The organism is Microbulbifer sp. TYP-18 (assembly GCF_040932045.1).
GTDB lineage: Bacteria > Pseudomonadota > Gammaproteobacteria > Pseudomonadales > Cellvibrionaceae > Microbulbifer.
Window position 1 is genome coordinate 1 of the sequence record NZ_JBFRBC010000038.1, and the last position, 14,559, is coordinate 14,559.

Sequence of the window (14,559 nt, forward strand, 5' to 3'; positions counted from 1 at the left end):
CAATGCTCCTCTCGTCGACATCGCCTGGCGCTATGTGACCGGCTGAAATCAGTTCTCTTAACCACTGGGCCGCAAATGGATCAATCTCGTTGTAATAAGCTGCCATCACTCACTGCCTAAAGTGGGCCCCGTACTGGCGGCCCTAGCGGTTACTGCTGACTGAGTGCGCCGGGGCGCTGGTTAATCACTCCATCGATCACCAGATTGATCTCGGCTGGCAGCCGAGAGGCGATGAAATCAAATTCCTCTAACGACAATTCGTTGTATATCTCCAGAATGCCGTCTGGATCGTCAGAGGTAGCTGTTGCCGTAAAATCAGCAATTATCTGCTGGGACTGTTGTTCTCCGCTTTTGAGCAGCTCATCCACAGCACGCTGGTATTTGCCTTTCTGTCCTTTCTCGAATGAGTGATAGAGATTGGTAAATGTTGAGTCATCCAGGCTTTTCTGGAAGGCCAACATGCGCAGGGCTGAGCTTTGGCTTATCAGCTGGTCAAAGTACCGCTTCTGTTCAGCGGTGTAGTCCTTGATCTGTGGGGAGGTGAGAATAGGCTCAAACCCTTCGTTCTCATTGGAGAGGTGGACCGCTTCCGCCATGCGGGCCAGGTTGGTACGGGGCCAGGTCTTGAAGGCTCGGCGTATTACGGTTTTCTTCGCCTGTTCGCCGAAGTCGGTTTGCCAGGGTCCCCCGGTTTTGGCTTTGCCGGATTTGAACGACTTCCAGGCTTCGGAGCGGTCCCGGATGGAGAGCACTTCGTCTTCCGGCATGATATTGGTGAGGTAGTCTCCTTCGTGCGTCTTTGCCACGCAGTAGACGCCGACAAAATCGCCGCGTTGGTCTTTCTTGGCAAAGGCGTTGTAGGTGTGTGTGGGGCGCTCACCGGGGCCGTTGTCGACAAAAGTGTCGTTGGCATAGACAAGGTTTGCCTGTACCCATGAAATGCTGCCCGAGTCTGTGGCGAGCTTGGCCAGCCCCATGTAGGAGGGCTCGAGGAAGACCCGGCTTTGCCACTGGTTTTGCGCAACCTTGATATTGCGGGTGATCAGGTAGGCCTGGCGCTCTGCCGGATTCAGGGAAAGACCGATTGAGGCAACAGATGTGATCGCCTGCTGCAGGGAAATGGGGTTTTCTTTAGCGACTCTGGCCAGGTACTCATTGTTGGCGAGGATTTGCAGTGCGAAGCCTCTTTCGGACTGGTAGTTGAGTGCCTTCGGAGCGATTTGGCAGAACTTTACCTCTGTGGCATCGATGATTTTGGGCAAGCTAGACATGGGCGTCCTCACATTCCCAGTTGACGTTGCGTTTAGCCGCTTCCTGCTGCGGTTTCCTCTGTCGTTGCGGGGTAGGGAAGGGAATCACTTCCCCGCGTTTTGCGCCGCCCAGATCACAGATGGCATCCTCTTCAGCCCAGCTGGTGTCACGCAGCACCAGTGACAGGCGTTCCCGCACAATGGCTTGGGTTTCTTCGACCCACTCCCAACGCTTCAGGTCGCCAACGGGGTAGGGGTTTTCACAGTGACCCCAGCGCTGATAGGACTGACGGCAGCGCTCGCGAATGGCTTTGCAGACCTCTTCCCACCAGTCCATGTCACAAGCGCGAACCACGGTTACGTTCAGGCCAGGAAACAGGTAGCTGGCACGGCGGCTGGCGGTTACCAGAAGGGCGCTCAATGAACCGTTCATTCCAGCCAACCCCAGCAGCGGGCTTCGGCTGAGAACTCCTCAAAGTGTTCCTCGGCAATGTGTGCTATGGCTTTGCGGGCGGCCTCTTGAATCTCGAATCCAGCCTCTACAGCGTCATGTATTGCAAGCAAACCGATGTGTTCAGGGCCGGTGCTATCGGAGTTCCCGGCCAGGCTGTCGATTCGGTCTGCCATTGCATCGGCGAACAATTCGCGAGCGCGCACGGCAGCTTTGCTCAAAATGCCGCGCTCTTTTAATAAGCGATACTCAATGAATTCGGCGACTGCCTCGATGTCCTTTTGGGTGATTTCCCGCTGGTTGTCCTGGTGACACTCGTAGTCGGGCAGGGCGTCCTCTATTGGCCTGGCTGAGCTGGTGGCGAAGTTCATCATTGCGCCACCCCCTGAAACTGCTTCAGGCCGAGTTCAGTCTGGCGAGAGATACTGTCGAGGCGGATACAACCGTTTGTCAGAATTGTGCTGGATATAGACGAGCCTATTTGAGACTCTTTCTGACGCTCAAACTGTCTAATAGAGTCCCAAGGAGGGTTAGTTGAGCAGGTCGTAGGCATGGCTGTTCTCCCTGGTAAGTGAGAACAGGTTAATCAATAAGACCAACTTTGTAAAGCTAATTGATTAACTTTTATTGTATTTAGAGTTAATTAGTCTGCCAATTGTGTTAACTAGGTCGCGTAGCTCAACATCACAAGTAGAGTCTTAGGCGAGCTCTTGCTCAATGAAAGCGTTCGCACCTAGCTCTAGGAGTTCGTATAACTCAACCAGTTATGCGAATGCGAGGCCCCATTTTTTTCCTCCATATAAATGAGCTACAAAGTTGTGAGATACCCCTAAGTGAGCTGCTGTGCCGTTATGGGAGGGCCCTGCAGTATGGGCACGAGTCTAGGGCCCCGGCAGCCAATAGATGTTGAAAGGGGGCGCAATTCAGGGGAGGTGCTTGAAGTAGTTTTGATGCGAGGCTTTTGAACTGTAGTGTTTTTGCTATCTGCAATAGAATAAAAATCTGCTACTTTGTTCTTTTTATCTAAGTAATGGCCCATAAGCATGATTGCAAATGGTACAAAACACTAAATTTTATTTTCACAAAGGAGTCTTTCCCGAAATCTTGTGCAACTTGAAGGGAAGGTAAAATGCAGATAATTGCTAGGGAGCCGAGTAGGGAAACAAGAGATGGAGAAGTACTGGCCGCCTTGAGGGAGGCCCTGTCTTTAATGAATTCCTGTTGCGGTGCCTGCACTAAATTATTGGAATGCCGTAAAGTTGGTATATACAGAACGTGCCCGCAATTCGAGGCTCAAATTAGGAGCCTTTCGGCAGTAGAAGCTTGAGAGCGTAACTAGGGTCAACAAGGGTTGTTCCGCCAGTTGATTCGGTGTAAGCGTATACGGCAGCTGCAGCTTTTGCCAGTAGCTCCATTTGTTCCTCATTGCTAAGGCTCAGAGATAGAAGTTGCATCTCCTTTTGGGTACGCAATAGAGAATCCCTAAGCAGATCTACGTTTACCCCACCAGATATATTTGCTGCTTCTGAATGTTCGTCTCCATGATAGATATCCAGCCAACCATGGTGATACTTCCCTGCATCCTCAATTCGGCGGGCCATGACGTCACCGATATTTCGACGAGGGTTCTTACCGATAATTTGCGATATTCCTGGATTAGGCATATCGAGCGCGCGAGCTAACGCCGCTTGCCCTCCCATTTCCTTGGCGATACGGCGAGCGTTCTCCCTTCTGATTGTCTTAATGTCTAAACGACCTTTGGCGGTGTACACGTTTTGATCTCGAATTTACCTGTTTAATGACCCCGGCTGTGTTGCCGATAGCGGCAACTTTGGCACAGATTGATTCCTCTTGCATTTGGTCCATACTTGCAACCTTAGTCTAAAAGACATACTCTGTATGTCATGAGTGCACAGCAAGACAAACAGCGATGTAGGGCAGAGACACGCTTAGCGACCCACGTGCGGGATGTTTGGTATCGCAGGCGTGAGCAATTAGCTCGTCTATGCGCTGAGGCTGGATATCCATGTACAGCTGCATATCTGCACCAGGTGGCAAGTGGTCGTCGCAAGGCTAGTCCGGCACTTGCGAAGGCAATAGTTGCAGTCAGTGGCGGTATTTTGACCGAGCAGGACGGCGCTGATTACTGCTATTTGCAATAAACCCCAACTGGCATTTGGAGTGTTGCCAGAGTTAATAGACAGGCCGGCATAGCTCGGGGGGCGCGAAGGCCTATCCCCTCTATAGGTGTTGGTCACCTCAGGCGGACGACGGGAAAGACCGCTGACAGCCGGGAAAGACCGGCACCAAGCAATCCACCCACAGGATGGAGCAGAGTAGCAGAGCTCGGGGGGAGATCAGGCACGACACGACCGCGAAGTGTGTGGAGATACAGTGCCAAGGGCTATAGCCCCGAGCCGGTGGAAGGCCGGCACCTATTACAAAGTTACGGGCACAGGGACCGGGGATGAAAACAAACTTTCGAAAATCGAATTTGCGCACATCACAACCGGTGTTTGACCGGTTAAAGGCGGTGGCGAAGCGCTACGGTATCGGCCACGAGCAGTTGGCGAGGATCATTATCGAGACGTCACTGCCCATTTACGAAGCTGAGACTCTCGAAGAGGTTAAAAAAGCCCAGGCAGCCCAAGCCATATTGGGCAAGTACAAAAAGCTGTAAGTGGAGGTCCCGATTAGCCGGCGGTACAACATCAATCAAGAGCAGGTTATGCCATGAAAGAAATCATTCCTCAGTTGTTGGCGGAGTTGCCCGAGCATGACCGTCAGCGGCTGGCATTTTGTGGCCGGCGGTTGGATGGCTCCAAGGGCAAAACACAGGCGCAGCTGGCTGCACAGCAAGCCGAGATCATTCTGGATGAGGTTACCGAAGAATTGTGCGAGTTAGAGGGGCTATCAGAGACTCTTAAAAACTCTGTCAAGCTTCCAGAAAGTGCTGGGTGAAAACGAATCCATCACTGGTTTGGAGTGACAGGGCAGTTTGTGAGGAAGCAGTAGAAGGGCAGGGACGTCCCGAGCCGGTGAAAGGCCGGCACCTTTTGATGTACCGGAACCATCAAGGTCACTGAGGGACCGCAGAAGCGGGCGGAGGTGTCAATGAGCGATAAACGCGCATTTGAGGGCGTTTGGATTCCAGCGGAACTGTGGCTGTCCAAGGACCTGAGCTTGCAGGAAAAGGTTATGTTGGTGGAAATCAATAGCCTGTCCGTAGATCCTGTCAGAGGCTGTTACAAGTCCAACAAGGCGTTCGCCGAATTCTTCAATCTGTCCCCATCCCGGGTGTCTGAAATCATCTCCAGCCTGGAGAAAAAAGGCTATTTGACGATCACCCAAAAACGCGATGGAAAGCGTATTTGTGAACGCAACATTTTTGTGAGTGGGGGGTATTCGGAATCCCGAAGGGGGTATTCGGAAAACACGGAGAACCCTATTCGGAATCCCGAAGGGGGGTATTCGGAAAACGCGGAAGAGAGTAGTACAGGTAAGAGCAGTACAGTAAGAGTAATACAAGGGGATGCGAAAATTCACGCCCCTGCTAAACCGAAAAATCCTTCCCTGGATTTTGCTTCCTGGCCTGAGGCGCCAAGTCCTAACGTGCTGAGTGACTGGAAAAGCACACGCAAGGCCAAACTTACACAAACCGCTGTCAATCGAATGGCGGGCGAACTCCACAAAGCCGCTGTTGCTGGTTTCTCCGTTGATGACTGTCTCGGTGTGTGCTGTGAGCGAGGTTGGAGAGGTTTCCGCTTTGAGTGGCTAAAAAACCATGAGCAGAGGAGTGACCATGCGAAACATCAATCAGGTTTTGGCCAACCCAACAAGCTCGAACGCATCCGCCAACAATGCGCGGCCAACTTTGCTGCCGCCGAGGCAGCAGAAGCTGCTGAACGCGATGTGGGCACGAATGACGCAGCTGTTTGGCCACAAATGGGTATCTCAGGAAGGTGAGCCGGGCAATGAGCGGGAAGGCTATTCTCCAAACTTCCTGCTGTGGGCACAGAAGACAGCCGATCTCAGCGACGTGGCATGGAAGCGGGGCTTCGACCGGTTGGAATTTATGGTAAGGGAAGCGGGGAGGCAGGGCGATGAGGTTTGGCCTCCGAGCTATGCCGCTTTTTTGGGAATGTGCGAAAAACCCCATGGAGAAATGGCTCACAAGCGATTTAAGCCCCTTGCTTTGCCTGACAAGGCGGCGCAAGAGCGCTCCAGGTCGATTGGTAGCAGGACACTGAGCGACCTGAAATCCCTGTTTCCTGACGAGGAAACTACAGCGGAGCATGCCTGAATGCCGGAACAGTTCCAGGTCAATAGCCAGGCCAGCCTGCAAGGGTTTTATAAACACTGTGAAGGCCTGTTTGCGGAACACAAGGTGGTACGTTTTTTCTGGCGCCTGGGCAAGGACCGCAGCCTGGATCAGAACCGCATGTGCTTCGAGCTGTACCAGCGCATTGGCCGATCCCTGTATGGTGACGACAGCGCCCATGCACGGGCAGAGTGCAAGTTGACCATTGGCGTACCAATTCTGCGGGAGGAAGACGAAAAGTTCCGGGAGAGCTACGACAAGATCATCAAGCCGGTGGCGTATCAGGACAAGCTCGACCTGATGGAGTGGTTTCCGGTCACACGCCTGATGACGGTCAAGCAGTGCCAACGCTATATCGATACGGTATTTGATCGGTACACCCTCAAGGGCGTCGACTTTGGAGCATTGCTGGATGCGCAGCACTAAGTTACGTCAGGCGGCGAAGGGTGAGGACTGCACCTTGCGGCTCTACCCGCACTGCAACGGAGACCCGGAGACGGTAGTGCTGTGCCATCTACCCAGCCACGCCGGTATGGCCCGAAAGTCCCCCGACTGGTGGGGTGTTTATGGCTGCAGCTGTTGCCACGACGTGATTGACGGGCGTTGCAAGACCGAGATACCAAAGGTTGAGGTAGAGCGCAGCAAGCTGCGGGCGCTGTTTGAAACTCAAACAAGGATGCGGGAAAAGGGGCTGGTTCGATGATTATCCTGATGTATACCGAGAGAGGGGCCTGATGCGTAGCTGGGGCAAGACCGAACTGACACCCAATCAACAGCGTGCCCTGACGGAGCCATCGCCCTGCGATCACTGCCACCAACGAGACAGGTGTGCCAGATACGAATTGGCTTGTGGCGACTTTCTGCGCTGGCAGACCTCCGGCAGGCTCAGGAACCGGGACCGCAATCCAACCCCGAAGCTGTATCGCAAGATCTTCACGGCCAGCTGATGAGATTCCACACCGCTCGACAGGCATGGCATGACGCCTTCGACAGCCCCACAGGGCAGGCCGACTATACGCATGTCATAAAAAGCCAAGCAATTTCCCGCCCCAGGCGCACCGTCGACGAAATCCGGGACGAGCAGGGCGCAGTGACGGCGAGAATACCGGCACCGACCCTGTATGCGGTTGAAACGAGAGTAGGGAAGGGCAGCGGTGGCCGTATCATGGACGCCTGTGAAAAGGGCCTGATTCAAAATGTAGTAGCCAAGCTGCGCCAAACCGACCCACTGGCCTACAGCTGGGGTATGGCCGCCTATGCGCCGCCGGCAGCGCGGTTCAAAGAGCGTGCCGCGCTCCTTCATTACCTGATGACCGAGTTTGACCAATGGGGTGAACCGCACAACAGAACCCAGGTCAGCAAGCTGGCCTTCTTCTGTATCAACGCCTGCGCGCTTCGGGATGTGAATGGCAGGCCAATAGATCTAAGGCAGGCCCGCACGATTTTAGGCTGTAATAAGTCCACCTGGAATGGACACTGGAAGAGCTTGTGGCAACGGTTTCAGAGACGTCTGGACCCACTTCCGGCCAGGGCATTAGGACCGGTTTCTGAGATGGTGGAAAGATACAAAGAAAAATTGTATGCAAGTGGTTGACAGGGTTTGTGCCAGAATGCTAACTTTTTCCTAGCTTGCGGTTATTCCGCATTGCTAACCGAGAAACCGGCTCCGAGTCGGTTTTTTTGTGTCTGCGATTTTCCAGCATTTGCCCTCAGTCAGATCAGGTTGAGGTGTTGATTCGCGCCAGGCTCACCGTATACTGAATGCCGATCAAACCCAGTTTGGCGAGAAAGCGACAGTGGTTCAGTGTGCTAGCAGAAGGCATTGGTTGCATCGCAGCAGTTTCCTGCTTGTGTGATTAAGCTGTCTGCAGTAATACAATCAACCTCTAATATAATTTTGGATTTAAAATGAAAGCAAGAGTTTTTTTCATAACCATACTGGCTTCTATTAGCGGGCTCGCGAATGCAGACTGTAAGCCGGATGTGTGTGATGCCGTTTATATCGATACACTCTATGTGAAAAGCCCTGGAGAAGCATATATAGGAACTAGTGGCGATGAAACTATTTTGGATTGTGAGTCCGTATCTGGTATTTATGCAACATTGGATTTAACTACTCCCGGTGCCAATGCGATGTATTCTACTTTACTTTCTGCACACATGGCCGACAAAAGAGCAACGATAAGGGTAACTAATGGTTCTGTTGGATGTTCGATCGGATATGTGGTTTTAGAACGGCAGTAATTTAATAAGCAATTAATAGTATGATGGGTAAGTATAAGAAAATGAGCAAAGTGAAAATTGTTGGGATTAATATGAAAAAACTTATTTTTATCGTGAGTGGACTATTGCTATCTTCTATCTGCTATGCCGATTTTCACTGGCATACATCTAAAATAAAAGCAGTTTATCCTCTCAATGACGGCCAAGTTATTTTTCAATTTGAAAGTGAAAGCCCTGATTGTCCAAGCCCAGGTTCGCCACATTACTATTATTTAAGTGTAGGTCAATCAAGTGTTACACAAGAGGGGGCTGACAAAATGTATAGTGCCGCGCTTGCTGCCGCCATGGCTAATAAACAAGTTAGAATTTATTTTGACGATTCGAGCCAAAATTGTTTTATAAATCGTCTTTTTATCGATATTTGAGGTTGAATTTCTTAAGTACGACTGATGCGTAAGTATAAGGCAATACACAAAATGAAAAATATTTTAGGCGTTGCGGTTCTATTGTTTAGTTTTTCCAGCAATGCCTTTGCTGGGCTGTGGACAGTAGATATTGAACAAGTGCTAGTTTGGAATACTGAAAGGGCTGAGATAATTGTTGCAAACCCACGAGATCCAAATCCAGTTGGAAGTACTTGGGATTGCGATATTAATAAAGTTCTCCTTGGCGATCCGGTTGCGGATTCAATGCTTTCAACCGCCTTGATGGCATACGCAGCAGGAAAGGTGATAAGAATAAGTGTAAACGGCTCCGGCACTTCATGTTCGGCTATTTATATCCAGGTCTTGAAGCAATAAGGTTTTCAATGTGCTTTGATAAGGTGTATATAAATTTTTCAGTTGGGTAGTTGTGGGAAGGGAAAGTACTGATTCACAATAACTATGCCATATACTAAAATCTGCCAAAGGAGAAGGGCGTGATTTTAGGATGGTATTTGGGTATACATATATTTTAAGAGAGATGTACATGAAAAACATAATATCATTGATAGGTGGGATGTTGGTATCTATTGGGGCCTTTGCAGCGCAAAGTGGCTTCGTCGATATATCTGACAATCGTATTCAAATCATAAATGATAATTCGGGAGGAAGATTATTTGTTTACGATGTCACAATAATTGATTCGACGTGTGATAATAATACTACACCTGTACTAATGTTTTCAGGTAATGAATTGGCTAAAGAAATGTATTCTATGGTTTTGGCCGCTAAATCAGCAGGAAAACAAGTAAACATCGTCACAGGAACTTGTGTAGATCTGGGTGGAACTACTTATTCTCCTATTATTTCGGTCTATATGCAGTAAGCGTATTAAGGACAGGCTGGTGGAAGATGATTTGACTTCTTCTCTACTTAAGTAGGCCGGAATAATTGTAGCTTAATTTCTGTATCAATCTAAGCCCGCTTACTGCGGGCTTTTTCGTATCTGGTGATCCTATGTTCAAGAACGACTACTTCACGGAAGAGGAGTTGGCTTGCCGTTGTTGTGGCAAAAACCACTTCTCGGATGACACCTTGCACCGATTGATCAGGGTGAGGGAGCGGTTTAAGAAACCAATGGTGATCAACTCGGGTTATCGCTGCCCAGCCCATTGCGCCAAGATCGGCTCCACCATGACGCACACCACGGGGCAGGCGGTGGATGTGTCTGTGTCCCTGAGTCGAGCTTATGAGCTCCTGAGTATTGCGATGGAGGAGGGTTTTACCGGTATCGGTGTGAAGCAGAAGGGGGCTCATGGCGGCCGATTCATCCACATGGATGACCTTGAGCCCGTACCGGGCGAGCGGGCCCGGCCTACGGTCTGGAGCTATTAGCCGCTTTCTGGGTTGTATAAAATTTGTTCAGCAGTCTGACTTGAATAGTTACTTGAGAAGGCTGGTGGGCAATTGCTTCTGAGGCAAGAATAAGGATAATGGTGGCCACATTAACCACTATATCAATAAGTGTTTATTTTGAGGCTTCTATGAGCAAGTATGTAATAGGTGTTCTTTTTTCACTGTTATCTAGCGTAGGGATTGCAAATGAGGATGTAGGGTTTGGATACATTAAGGGGATAAAAATTGGGCATGGCAATGGCGATGCAATAACGGTTTATCTAGAAGATGGGTATACGCGAGACGAAAGGAATTGTCAGGGAGTTGTAAACTTTAGAGCGCAAGATATGTCTGCAAGTCGCTATAACCAAATTACATCAGTATTGTTATCAGCAAATGTGGCAAATAAAAAGGTACGCTTGCATTCGCACTTACAGTCAGGTTGCAATGCTACTTTTGTAGCGATGCAAGAAACTTATTTCTAACTGATTCTTGTTCCAGATAATTCCTTGAGAGCAGCGTTAAATTTCTAGGCTATCTTTCAAATAATCGCTATTGCACTTTTCTCACATGTGAAAAATTTATTCAATCGTCCAATTTTGGTAGTTTCTTTAGAGGATTGATGCAGAATTGCTTCTAGGATAGAAATCGGGATAATAGTTGCCGCGGTGGTTACGCTTTAAATGCCGCGATTCAGCTGTTCTGCCACTGCGAAATTACAGAGAAAATTTTTATGAAAAATATAGGATTTTTATTTTTGTTGGGTTTTTCTAGTCTTGTATCGGCATACACAAGTGTTACCGGGCCGGTCGATATTAAAAATCTAAGGGTATATCCTTCTAACTATGTCTTATTTAAGGCCCCTGACGCTAGTAATACAGTAGAGAATTGTGATGTAGATGGAGGTTGGATCTATCTTCAGCAAGAGACAGAAGCTCAAAAAAGACAATTTTCAGTGCTTTTAAGTGCTCGAATGGCTAACCAGCCAGTTTACCTATATTTTAATGGTTGCTCGAATGGGGGAACATCTGGGTATAGAGTTGTAGAACAAGTAATGTTGTAAATTTATAATAAATAGAGATAGGTTGTGCTCGCTGCAACGTATCTGTTTGTTGAATGAGTCCAGTCGCCTCTACTTATATAAATCAAAGGCGAATGGATTTTGGAAGGTTGATGTTGGTGTGGGGCTTTGTTTGCGGACAGGCAATAGCCTTTCCAGATAGTCGATGAAATTGTTACCACGTAGTGTGTTAGCCCCATCGTTTAAGTCTCATTAATCCCCACGATGGTGACATCTGTGCACCAATCGCTTTTATCTAACCGGCCACTGAGCCGGTTTTTTATGTCTGGAGAAAGCTACTTCCCCAGGACTCAAAATTTGGAGTTACAGATGCTAGGTGCAATTAGTGCTATTTCTGGTCTGGCCAGTAAATAAGTTGATGGTGGGGGAATAGCCTTCTTGCCAGATACGAATAGGGCCTGTATCTTTTGGTGCGCATGACTTCCTCATGTGAGGGTACTATAAATATATCGGAGTAATATTATGTTAAGGTTTTTTCTTGTATCAGCAATTTTGCTTTTTTCTCAAGTGTCTTTCGGGCATACATCTCAAGTAAAAATCCATTCACTTTTAATCGTCGAAGGAACTAATCTTGTCTATATTTACCCTGAAGGCGGTGTTAATAATCCGCCATCCTGTCATGGCTCAAATGGAGATTATATATCTTTCAGTATGGATCGGCCACTGGCTAAGGAATACCTGAGTATGCTAATGATGGCATTTGCGGCTCAAAAGACTGTGACCCTTTTTACAAAAGGTGATTGTATCGATCAGTCAGTTTCAGAAACTCTCAGTTATATCCACGTTTATAATTGAGAAGCTTGAACCTATATGTGGGATAGTTTGCAGTATTTATTTTTTTGTCTTGAGTGAGCCTGCTTAGCTTAAGAGCTACCATCCAAACCGGCCGCTGGGCCGGTTTTTTGTTATGGTTGTTGTCTCTGTAGTTGTTCTTGAGCTTGTTAGCGCTCTGGATCAATTTGGTTGACAGTACATGATCCGTCGGCATCAGTGTATACAGTTATTCTCCTCTTTCCGCTTGCCCAGGATGCCAGAGCTACAGATATGATGACTGAATCCTCCTTGTTGATTCTCATTAGGTTATTGGAAGGGCTATTACAATTAGCTGGTACTCCACTATCTAACCTAATTATTAAATTAGTTCTCGTGCTTGCCATATAGTTCATTGTGCCTATTATCACATGATCACTTGCACTTGCAGAGAAGCTTGCAAATGCCAGGAGACAAAAAACAAAGTTTTTCTTGAAAAGATTGGTCATTTTTATTCCTTAATAGGTGATTGGGGATAATCCCGGTGCTTTGGCCAGCGATGCAAAATTTTACAAGAAGATGTTGGCCCTAAATTTAATCTGCCGTTGGTAATGACAGGAATTTGAATTAGAGCGGGTCCGCAGTTTGCTTGTCAAGATTGTTGTAGTGCGGGCGCTGATTTTTGTCTTTAAAACACTAGTCAAGCTATTTTTGCATTTTAGACGCTCATCACATTTTCTCTATCAGGAGCTACAAATGAGCTGGAAAGCAATCGTTAAAAGCGTGGCCCCGACCCTGGGCGCTGCTTTGGGTGGTCCGGTGGCGGGTACTGCGGTGAAGTTCCTTTCGGATCACTTCCTGCAGGATGGCGAGGGCAGTGAGCAGGACATCGCGGAGCTGGTACAGAACGCGAGCCCTGAGAAGCTACTGGAGCTGCGGGGTCTCGACAACGATTTTAAGGTGAAGATGCGAGAGCTGGATATCGATGTGTACCAGCTTGAGGTGGAGGACCGCAAGAGTGCGCGGGAACTTGGCATTAAAGGGGGCCTGTGGGTTCAGGCGTTGCTGTCGTTTGTGTTTATCAGCGGCTATTTCTTCCTGACCTACCTGCTGTTCTCCGGCAGCGTCGAGGTAACTCCAGCATTCGAACAGACCGGAACCCTGATGCTCGGCGTTATCACCGGCGCAATACCAATGATCCTGCAGTTCTGGTACGGCTCCAGCCAGGGAAGTAAGGAAAAGACAAAGGCGATGGTGAAACCATGACCGTGCACGATCTTATGCGAGAGCTGGCGGAGAAGGCTGGCCACGCCACAACGGTAACCGCCGGTGCGATTGGCAGCCTCTACAGCCTGTTCACTCAAAATCCCATCGGTTTTATCTGTGCTTCAGTGGCTGTCGCTTCTTTTGTGATGAATTGGTACTACAGCTACCAGCGGCACAAACTGGCCAGGCAGCGGCAGGAGAAAGCGCAAAAGTGGCCGGAGGAGGTATGAGGCAGGGTTACGGTGAGGCGCAGCGACGGGTGGCGGCGGTGGTTGGACCCGAGTGGACGACTATGCACTATCTGGTGGAGAAGACGGGGCTGACGCGCAACACCATCCGCCGCTGCCTGATGGTGGGTGGCTACGAGGTGCGGCACGGCGGGCCCGGCCATAGAAAAACCCTGGAGGCACGCAAACCCTATCGGGTGCCTTCGCTGAATTTACTCAACAAGAGGTGGGTGTGATGTCGACGGAAGGCAAGAGCGGCGGTAAAAAAACCGGTGGACGCACCAAGGGTACGCCGAACAAGCGGACACAGCAGGTGCAGGAGAAGTTGCAGGCGCTGGGCTGTGATCCCGTGGAGGGACTGGCGCGGATCGGGATGCAGGCGGAGCGGGATGCGCGGGAGGCTTTCTCCGGGGCGGTTGCGGCGATTGTGGAGGACCTGTCGGCGGCGGATGGGATCGATGCGGACCGGGTAAAGGATTTAATGGGCAAGCAGTTGATGCAGGCGGTTAAAGAGCGCCGCGAAACCCTCAGTCTGGCGGTGCACTGCTACGGCCAGCTGCGGCGGCACTGGGCGCCGGAACTGAAGGCGCTGGAGGTGACGGGCCCGGGCGGTGATCCGCTGGAGTTTGTGGGCCCGGGCGCTGCGCGCAAGATGGCGCAGGCGGTACTGGAGGCGGAAGGCACCGGCTAATGGAGGCGGAATCAGCGGGCGTCGACTGGCGCCAGCTGGCCTACAACAATCTGATCGCTTACGAGATCGCTCACGATCCCACCTATGCGCCGGCGCGCTTTCACCATTTGGTGGCGGCAAAGCTCCAGCGTATCGTGGATGGCCGATGCCGGCGGCTGATGATTTTCTTACCGCCGCAGCACGGCAAGTCCCGGCTGGTGAGCGAGAGTTTCCCCGCCTATTACCACGGGCACTTCCCGGCAAAGAACATTATTCACCTGGCCTACAGCGAGGCGTTCGCCAAGCGCTGGGGACGGATCAACCGGGACAAGATCCGCGGGCATATCCACCAGGCGGTGTTCGATACCCAGCTGAAGCCGGGCCAGGAGGAGATGACCCGCTATGCCACCACCGCGGGGGGCGGCTATCTGGCCCAGGGTCTGGCCGGCGGTGTCACCGGCAACCCGGCGGACCTGATCATCCTGGATGACCCTATCCGCAAT

Annotated in this window: 25 protein-coding genes; 21 read left to right on the forward strand and 4 right to left on the reverse strand. The window is 50.2% G+C overall.

What is annotated here, in order from left to right:
- Nucleotides 1-149: 149 nt before the first annotated feature.
- From ABVT36_RS17715 to ABVT36_RS17730, 4 genes are all read right to left on the reverse strand, one after another.
- On the reverse strand, nt 150-1,271 hold the full coding sequence (locus tag ABVT36_RS17715) for a recombinase RecT (protein ID WP_368457739.1): 1,122 nt from the start codon (nt 1,269-1,271) through the stop codon (nt 150-152).
- Complete coding sequence (locus ABVT36_RS17720) at nt 1,264-1,683, reverse strand: hypothetical protein (RefSeq protein WP_368457740.1); 420 nt, start codon at nt 1,681-1,683, stop codon at nt 1,264-1,266. Before ABVT36_RS17720 ends, ABVT36_RS17715 begins: the two co-directional genes overlap by 8 nt.
- Entirely contained in the window at nt 1,680-2,075 is a 396-nt protein-coding gene (locus ABVT36_RS17725; RefSeq protein ID WP_368457741.1) for a hypothetical protein, read from the reverse strand. The genes ABVT36_RS17720 and ABVT36_RS17725 overlap by 4 nt, the downstream gene beginning before the upstream one ends.
- A gap of 924 nt (nt 2,076-2,999) precedes the next feature.
- A complete protein-coding gene (locus ABVT36_RS17730) occupies nt 3,000-3,473 on the reverse strand; it encodes a hypothetical protein (protein ID WP_368457742.1) in 474 nt (157 codons plus the stop codon).
- 695 nt (nt 3,474-4,168) lie between these two features.
- On the opposite strand from ABVT36_RS17730, the gene ABVT36_RS17735 reads away from it, so the two are divergent.
- The 21 genes from ABVT36_RS17735 to ABVT36_RS17835 form a co-directional block, all read left to right on the forward strand.
- On the forward strand, nt 4,169-4,381 hold the full coding sequence (locus tag ABVT36_RS17735) for a hypothetical protein (RefSeq protein ID WP_367152086.1): 213 nt from the start codon (nt 4,169-4,171) through the stop codon (nt 4,379-4,381).
- 53 nt (nt 4,382-4,434) lie between these two features.
- Complete coding sequence (locus tag ABVT36_RS17740; protein ID WP_368457743.1) at nt 4,435-4,662, forward strand: hypothetical protein; 228 nt, start codon at nt 4,435-4,437, stop codon at nt 4,660-4,662.
- A 153-nt stretch (nt 4,663-4,815) separates the two neighbouring features.
- On the forward strand, nt 4,816-5,667 hold the full coding sequence (locus tag ABVT36_RS17745; protein WP_368457744.1) for a helix-turn-helix domain-containing protein: 852 nt from the start codon (nt 4,816-4,818) through the stop codon (nt 5,665-5,667).
- Nucleotides 5,624-6,004, forward strand: a complete 381-nt coding sequence (locus tag ABVT36_RS17750; protein ID WP_368457745.1) for a hypothetical protein — start codon at nt 5,624-5,626, stop codon at nt 6,002-6,004. The genes ABVT36_RS17745 and ABVT36_RS17750 overlap by 44 nt, the downstream gene beginning before the upstream one ends.
- Nucleotides 6,005-6,448: a hypothetical protein gene (locus ABVT36_RS17755; RefSeq protein WP_368457746.1), complete on the forward strand. Its 444-nt coding sequence runs from the start codon at nt 6,005-6,007 to the stop codon at nt 6,446-6,448.
- Nucleotides 6,435-6,725 carry a nuclease domain-containing protein gene (locus ABVT36_RS17760; protein WP_368457747.1) on the forward strand — a complete coding sequence of 97 codons (291 nt, stop codon included), beginning with the start codon at nt 6,435-6,437 and terminating at the stop codon, nt 6,723-6,725. Before ABVT36_RS17755 ends, ABVT36_RS17760 begins: the two co-directional genes overlap by 14 nt.
- A 31-nt stretch (nt 6,726-6,756) precedes the next feature.
- Nucleotides 6,757-6,969, forward strand: coding sequence for a hypothetical protein (locus tag ABVT36_RS17765; RefSeq protein WP_368457748.1), 213 nt, complete (start codon nt 6,757-6,759; stop codon nt 6,967-6,969).
- Nucleotides 6,969-7,616: a hypothetical protein gene (locus ABVT36_RS17770; protein ID WP_368457749.1), complete on the forward strand. Its 648-nt coding sequence runs from the start codon at nt 6,969-6,971 to the stop codon at nt 7,614-7,616. The genes ABVT36_RS17765 and ABVT36_RS17770 overlap by 1 nt, the downstream gene beginning before the upstream one ends.
- Nucleotides 7,617-7,930: 314 nt before the next feature.
- Complete coding sequence (locus tag ABVT36_RS17775) at nt 7,931-8,266, forward strand: hypothetical protein (protein ID WP_368457750.1); 336 nt, start codon at nt 7,931-7,933, stop codon at nt 8,264-8,266.
- A gap of 20 nt (nt 8,267-8,286) precedes the next feature.
- Nucleotides 8,287-8,670: a response regulator receiver protein gene (locus ABVT36_RS17780; protein WP_368457751.1), complete on the forward strand. Its 384-nt coding sequence runs from the start codon at nt 8,287-8,289 to the stop codon at nt 8,668-8,670.
- 24 nt (nt 8,671-8,694) lie between these two features.
- On the forward strand, nt 8,695-9,045 hold the full coding sequence (locus tag ABVT36_RS17785; RefSeq protein ID WP_368457752.1) for a hypothetical protein: 351 nt from the start codon (nt 8,695-8,697) through the stop codon (nt 9,043-9,045).
- A 169-nt stretch (nt 9,046-9,214) separates the two neighbouring features.
- Nucleotides 9,215-9,553 (forward strand): hypothetical protein, encoded by a 339-nt coding sequence (locus ABVT36_RS17790; protein ID WP_368457753.1) that lies wholly within the window; start codon nt 9,215-9,217, stop codon nt 9,551-9,553.
- A gap of 131 nt (nt 9,554-9,684) precedes the next feature.
- Complete coding sequence (locus ABVT36_RS17795) at nt 9,685-10,062, forward strand: D-Ala-D-Ala carboxypeptidase family metallohydrolase (RefSeq protein ID WP_368457754.1); 378 nt, start codon at nt 9,685-9,687, stop codon at nt 10,060-10,062.
- Between the two features lie 149 nt (nt 10,063-10,211).
- Nucleotides 10,212-10,547 carry a hypothetical protein gene (locus ABVT36_RS17800; RefSeq protein WP_368457755.1) on the forward strand — a complete coding sequence of 112 codons (336 nt, stop codon included), beginning with the start codon at nt 10,212-10,214 and terminating at the stop codon, nt 10,545-10,547.
- Nucleotides 10,548-10,795: 248 nt separating this feature from the next.
- The gene (locus ABVT36_RS17805; RefSeq protein ID WP_368457756.1) at nt 10,796-11,125 is read left to right on the forward strand and encodes a hypothetical protein; all 330 of its coding nucleotides are present in this window, start codon (nt 10,796-10,798) and stop codon (nt 11,123-11,125) included.
- Between the two features lie 480 nt (nt 11,126-11,605).
- On the forward strand, nt 11,606-11,938 hold the full coding sequence (locus tag ABVT36_RS17810; RefSeq protein ID WP_368457757.1) for a hypothetical protein: 333 nt from the start codon (nt 11,606-11,608) through the stop codon (nt 11,936-11,938).
- 711 nt (nt 11,939-12,649) lie between these two features.
- A complete protein-coding gene (locus tag ABVT36_RS17815; protein ID WP_368457758.1) occupies nt 12,650-13,159 on the forward strand; it encodes a hypothetical protein in 510 nt (169 codons plus the stop codon).
- Nucleotides 13,156-13,389 carry a hypothetical protein gene (locus ABVT36_RS17820; RefSeq protein ID WP_368457759.1) on the forward strand — a complete coding sequence of 78 codons (234 nt, stop codon included), beginning with the start codon at nt 13,156-13,158 and terminating at the stop codon, nt 13,387-13,389. The genes ABVT36_RS17815 and ABVT36_RS17820 overlap by 4 nt, the downstream gene beginning before the upstream one ends.
- Nucleotides 13,386-13,622 (forward strand): hypothetical protein, encoded by a 237-nt coding sequence (locus ABVT36_RS17825; RefSeq protein ID WP_367152151.1) that lies wholly within the window; start codon nt 13,386-13,388, stop codon nt 13,620-13,622. Before ABVT36_RS17820 ends, ABVT36_RS17825 begins: the two co-directional genes overlap by 4 nt.
- Nucleotides 13,619-14,077, forward strand: coding sequence for a hypothetical protein (locus tag ABVT36_RS17830; RefSeq protein ID WP_368457760.1), 459 nt, complete (start codon nt 13,619-13,621; stop codon nt 14,075-14,077). Before ABVT36_RS17825 ends, ABVT36_RS17830 begins: the two co-directional genes overlap by 4 nt.
- Nucleotides 14,077-14,559 (forward strand): terminase family protein (locus ABVT36_RS17835; RefSeq protein ID WP_368457761.1); only part of this gene is annotated, 483 nt, incomplete at its 3' end. The genes ABVT36_RS17830 and ABVT36_RS17835, both read left to right, overlap by 1 nt.

Bases quoted from the DNA above. Each gene is read 5' to 3' on its own strand.
- ABVT36_RS17770 (WP_368457749.1), top strand. From the start codon at position 6,969: ATGAGATTCCACACCGCTCGACAGGCATGGCATGACGCCTTCGACAGC.
- ABVT36_RS17800 (WP_368457755.1), top strand. From the start codon at position 10,212: ATGAGCAAGTATGTAATAGGTGTTCTTTTTTCACTGTTATCTAGCGTA.
- ABVT36_RS17760 (WP_368457747.1), top strand. From the start codon at position 6,435: ATGCGCAGCACTAAGTTACGTCAGGCGGCGAAGGGTGAGGACTGCACC.
- ABVT36_RS17775 (WP_368457750.1), top strand. From the start codon at position 7,931: ATGAAAGCAAGAGTTTTTTTCATAACCATACTGGCTTCTATTAGCGGG.
- ABVT36_RS17755 (WP_368457746.1), top strand. From the start codon at position 6,005: ATGCCGGAACAGTTCCAGGTCAATAGCCAGGCCAGCCTGCAAGGGTTT.
- ABVT36_RS17790 (WP_368457753.1), top strand. From the start codon at position 9,215: ATGAAAAACATAATATCATTGATAGGTGGGATGTTGGTATCTATTGGG.
- ABVT36_RS17715 (WP_368457739.1), bottom strand. From the start codon at position 1,271: ATGTCTAGCTTGCCCAAAATCATCGATGCCACAGAGGTAAAGTTCTGC.
- ABVT36_RS17745 (WP_368457744.1), top strand. From the start codon at position 4,816: ATGAGCGATAAACGCGCATTTGAGGGCGTTTGGATTCCAGCGGAACTG.
- ABVT36_RS17735 (WP_367152086.1), top strand. From the start codon at position 4,169: ATGAAAACAAACTTTCGAAAATCGAATTTGCGCACATCACAACCGGTG.
- ABVT36_RS17740 (WP_368457743.1), top strand. From the start codon at position 4,435: ATGAAAGAAATCATTCCTCAGTTGTTGGCGGAGTTGCCCGAGCATGAC.
- ABVT36_RS17750 (WP_368457745.1), top strand. From the start codon at position 5,624: ATGACGCAGCTGTTTGGCCACAAATGGGTATCTCAGGAAGGTGAGCCG.
- ABVT36_RS17785 (WP_368457752.1), top strand. From the start codon at position 8,695: ATGCGTAAGTATAAGGCAATACACAAAATGAAAAATATTTTAGGCGTT.
- ABVT36_RS17795 (WP_368457754.1), top strand. From the start codon at position 9,685: ATGTTCAAGAACGACTACTTCACGGAAGAGGAGTTGGCTTGCCGTTGT.
- ABVT36_RS17825 (WP_367152151.1), top strand. From the start codon at position 13,386: ATGAGGCAGGGTTACGGTGAGGCGCAGCGACGGGTGGCGGCGGTGGTT.
- ABVT36_RS17720 (WP_368457740.1), bottom strand. From the start codon at position 1,683: ATGAACGGTTCATTGAGCGCCCTTCTGGTAACCGCCAGCCGCCGTGCC.
- ABVT36_RS17725 (WP_368457741.1), bottom strand. From the start codon at position 2,075: ATGATGAACTTCGCCACCAGCTCAGCCAGGCCAATAGAGGACGCCCTG.
- ABVT36_RS17780 (WP_368457751.1), top strand. From the start codon at position 8,287: ATGATGGGTAAGTATAAGAAAATGAGCAAAGTGAAAATTGTTGGGATT.
- ABVT36_RS17810 (WP_368457757.1), top strand. From the start codon at position 11,606: ATGTTAAGGTTTTTTCTTGTATCAGCAATTTTGCTTTTTTCTCAAGTG.
- ABVT36_RS17765 (WP_368457748.1), top strand. From the start codon at position 6,757: ATGCGTAGCTGGGGCAAGACCGAACTGACACCCAATCAACAGCGTGCC.
- ABVT36_RS17815 (WP_368457758.1), top strand. From the start codon at position 12,650: ATGAGCTGGAAAGCAATCGTTAAAAGCGTGGCCCCGACCCTGGGCGCT.
- ABVT36_RS17820 (WP_368457759.1), top strand. From the start codon at position 13,156: ATGACCGTGCACGATCTTATGCGAGAGCTGGCGGAGAAGGCTGGCCAC.
- ABVT36_RS17805 (WP_368457756.1), top strand. From the start codon at position 10,796: ATGAAAAATATAGGATTTTTATTTTTGTTGGGTTTTTCTAGTCTTGTA.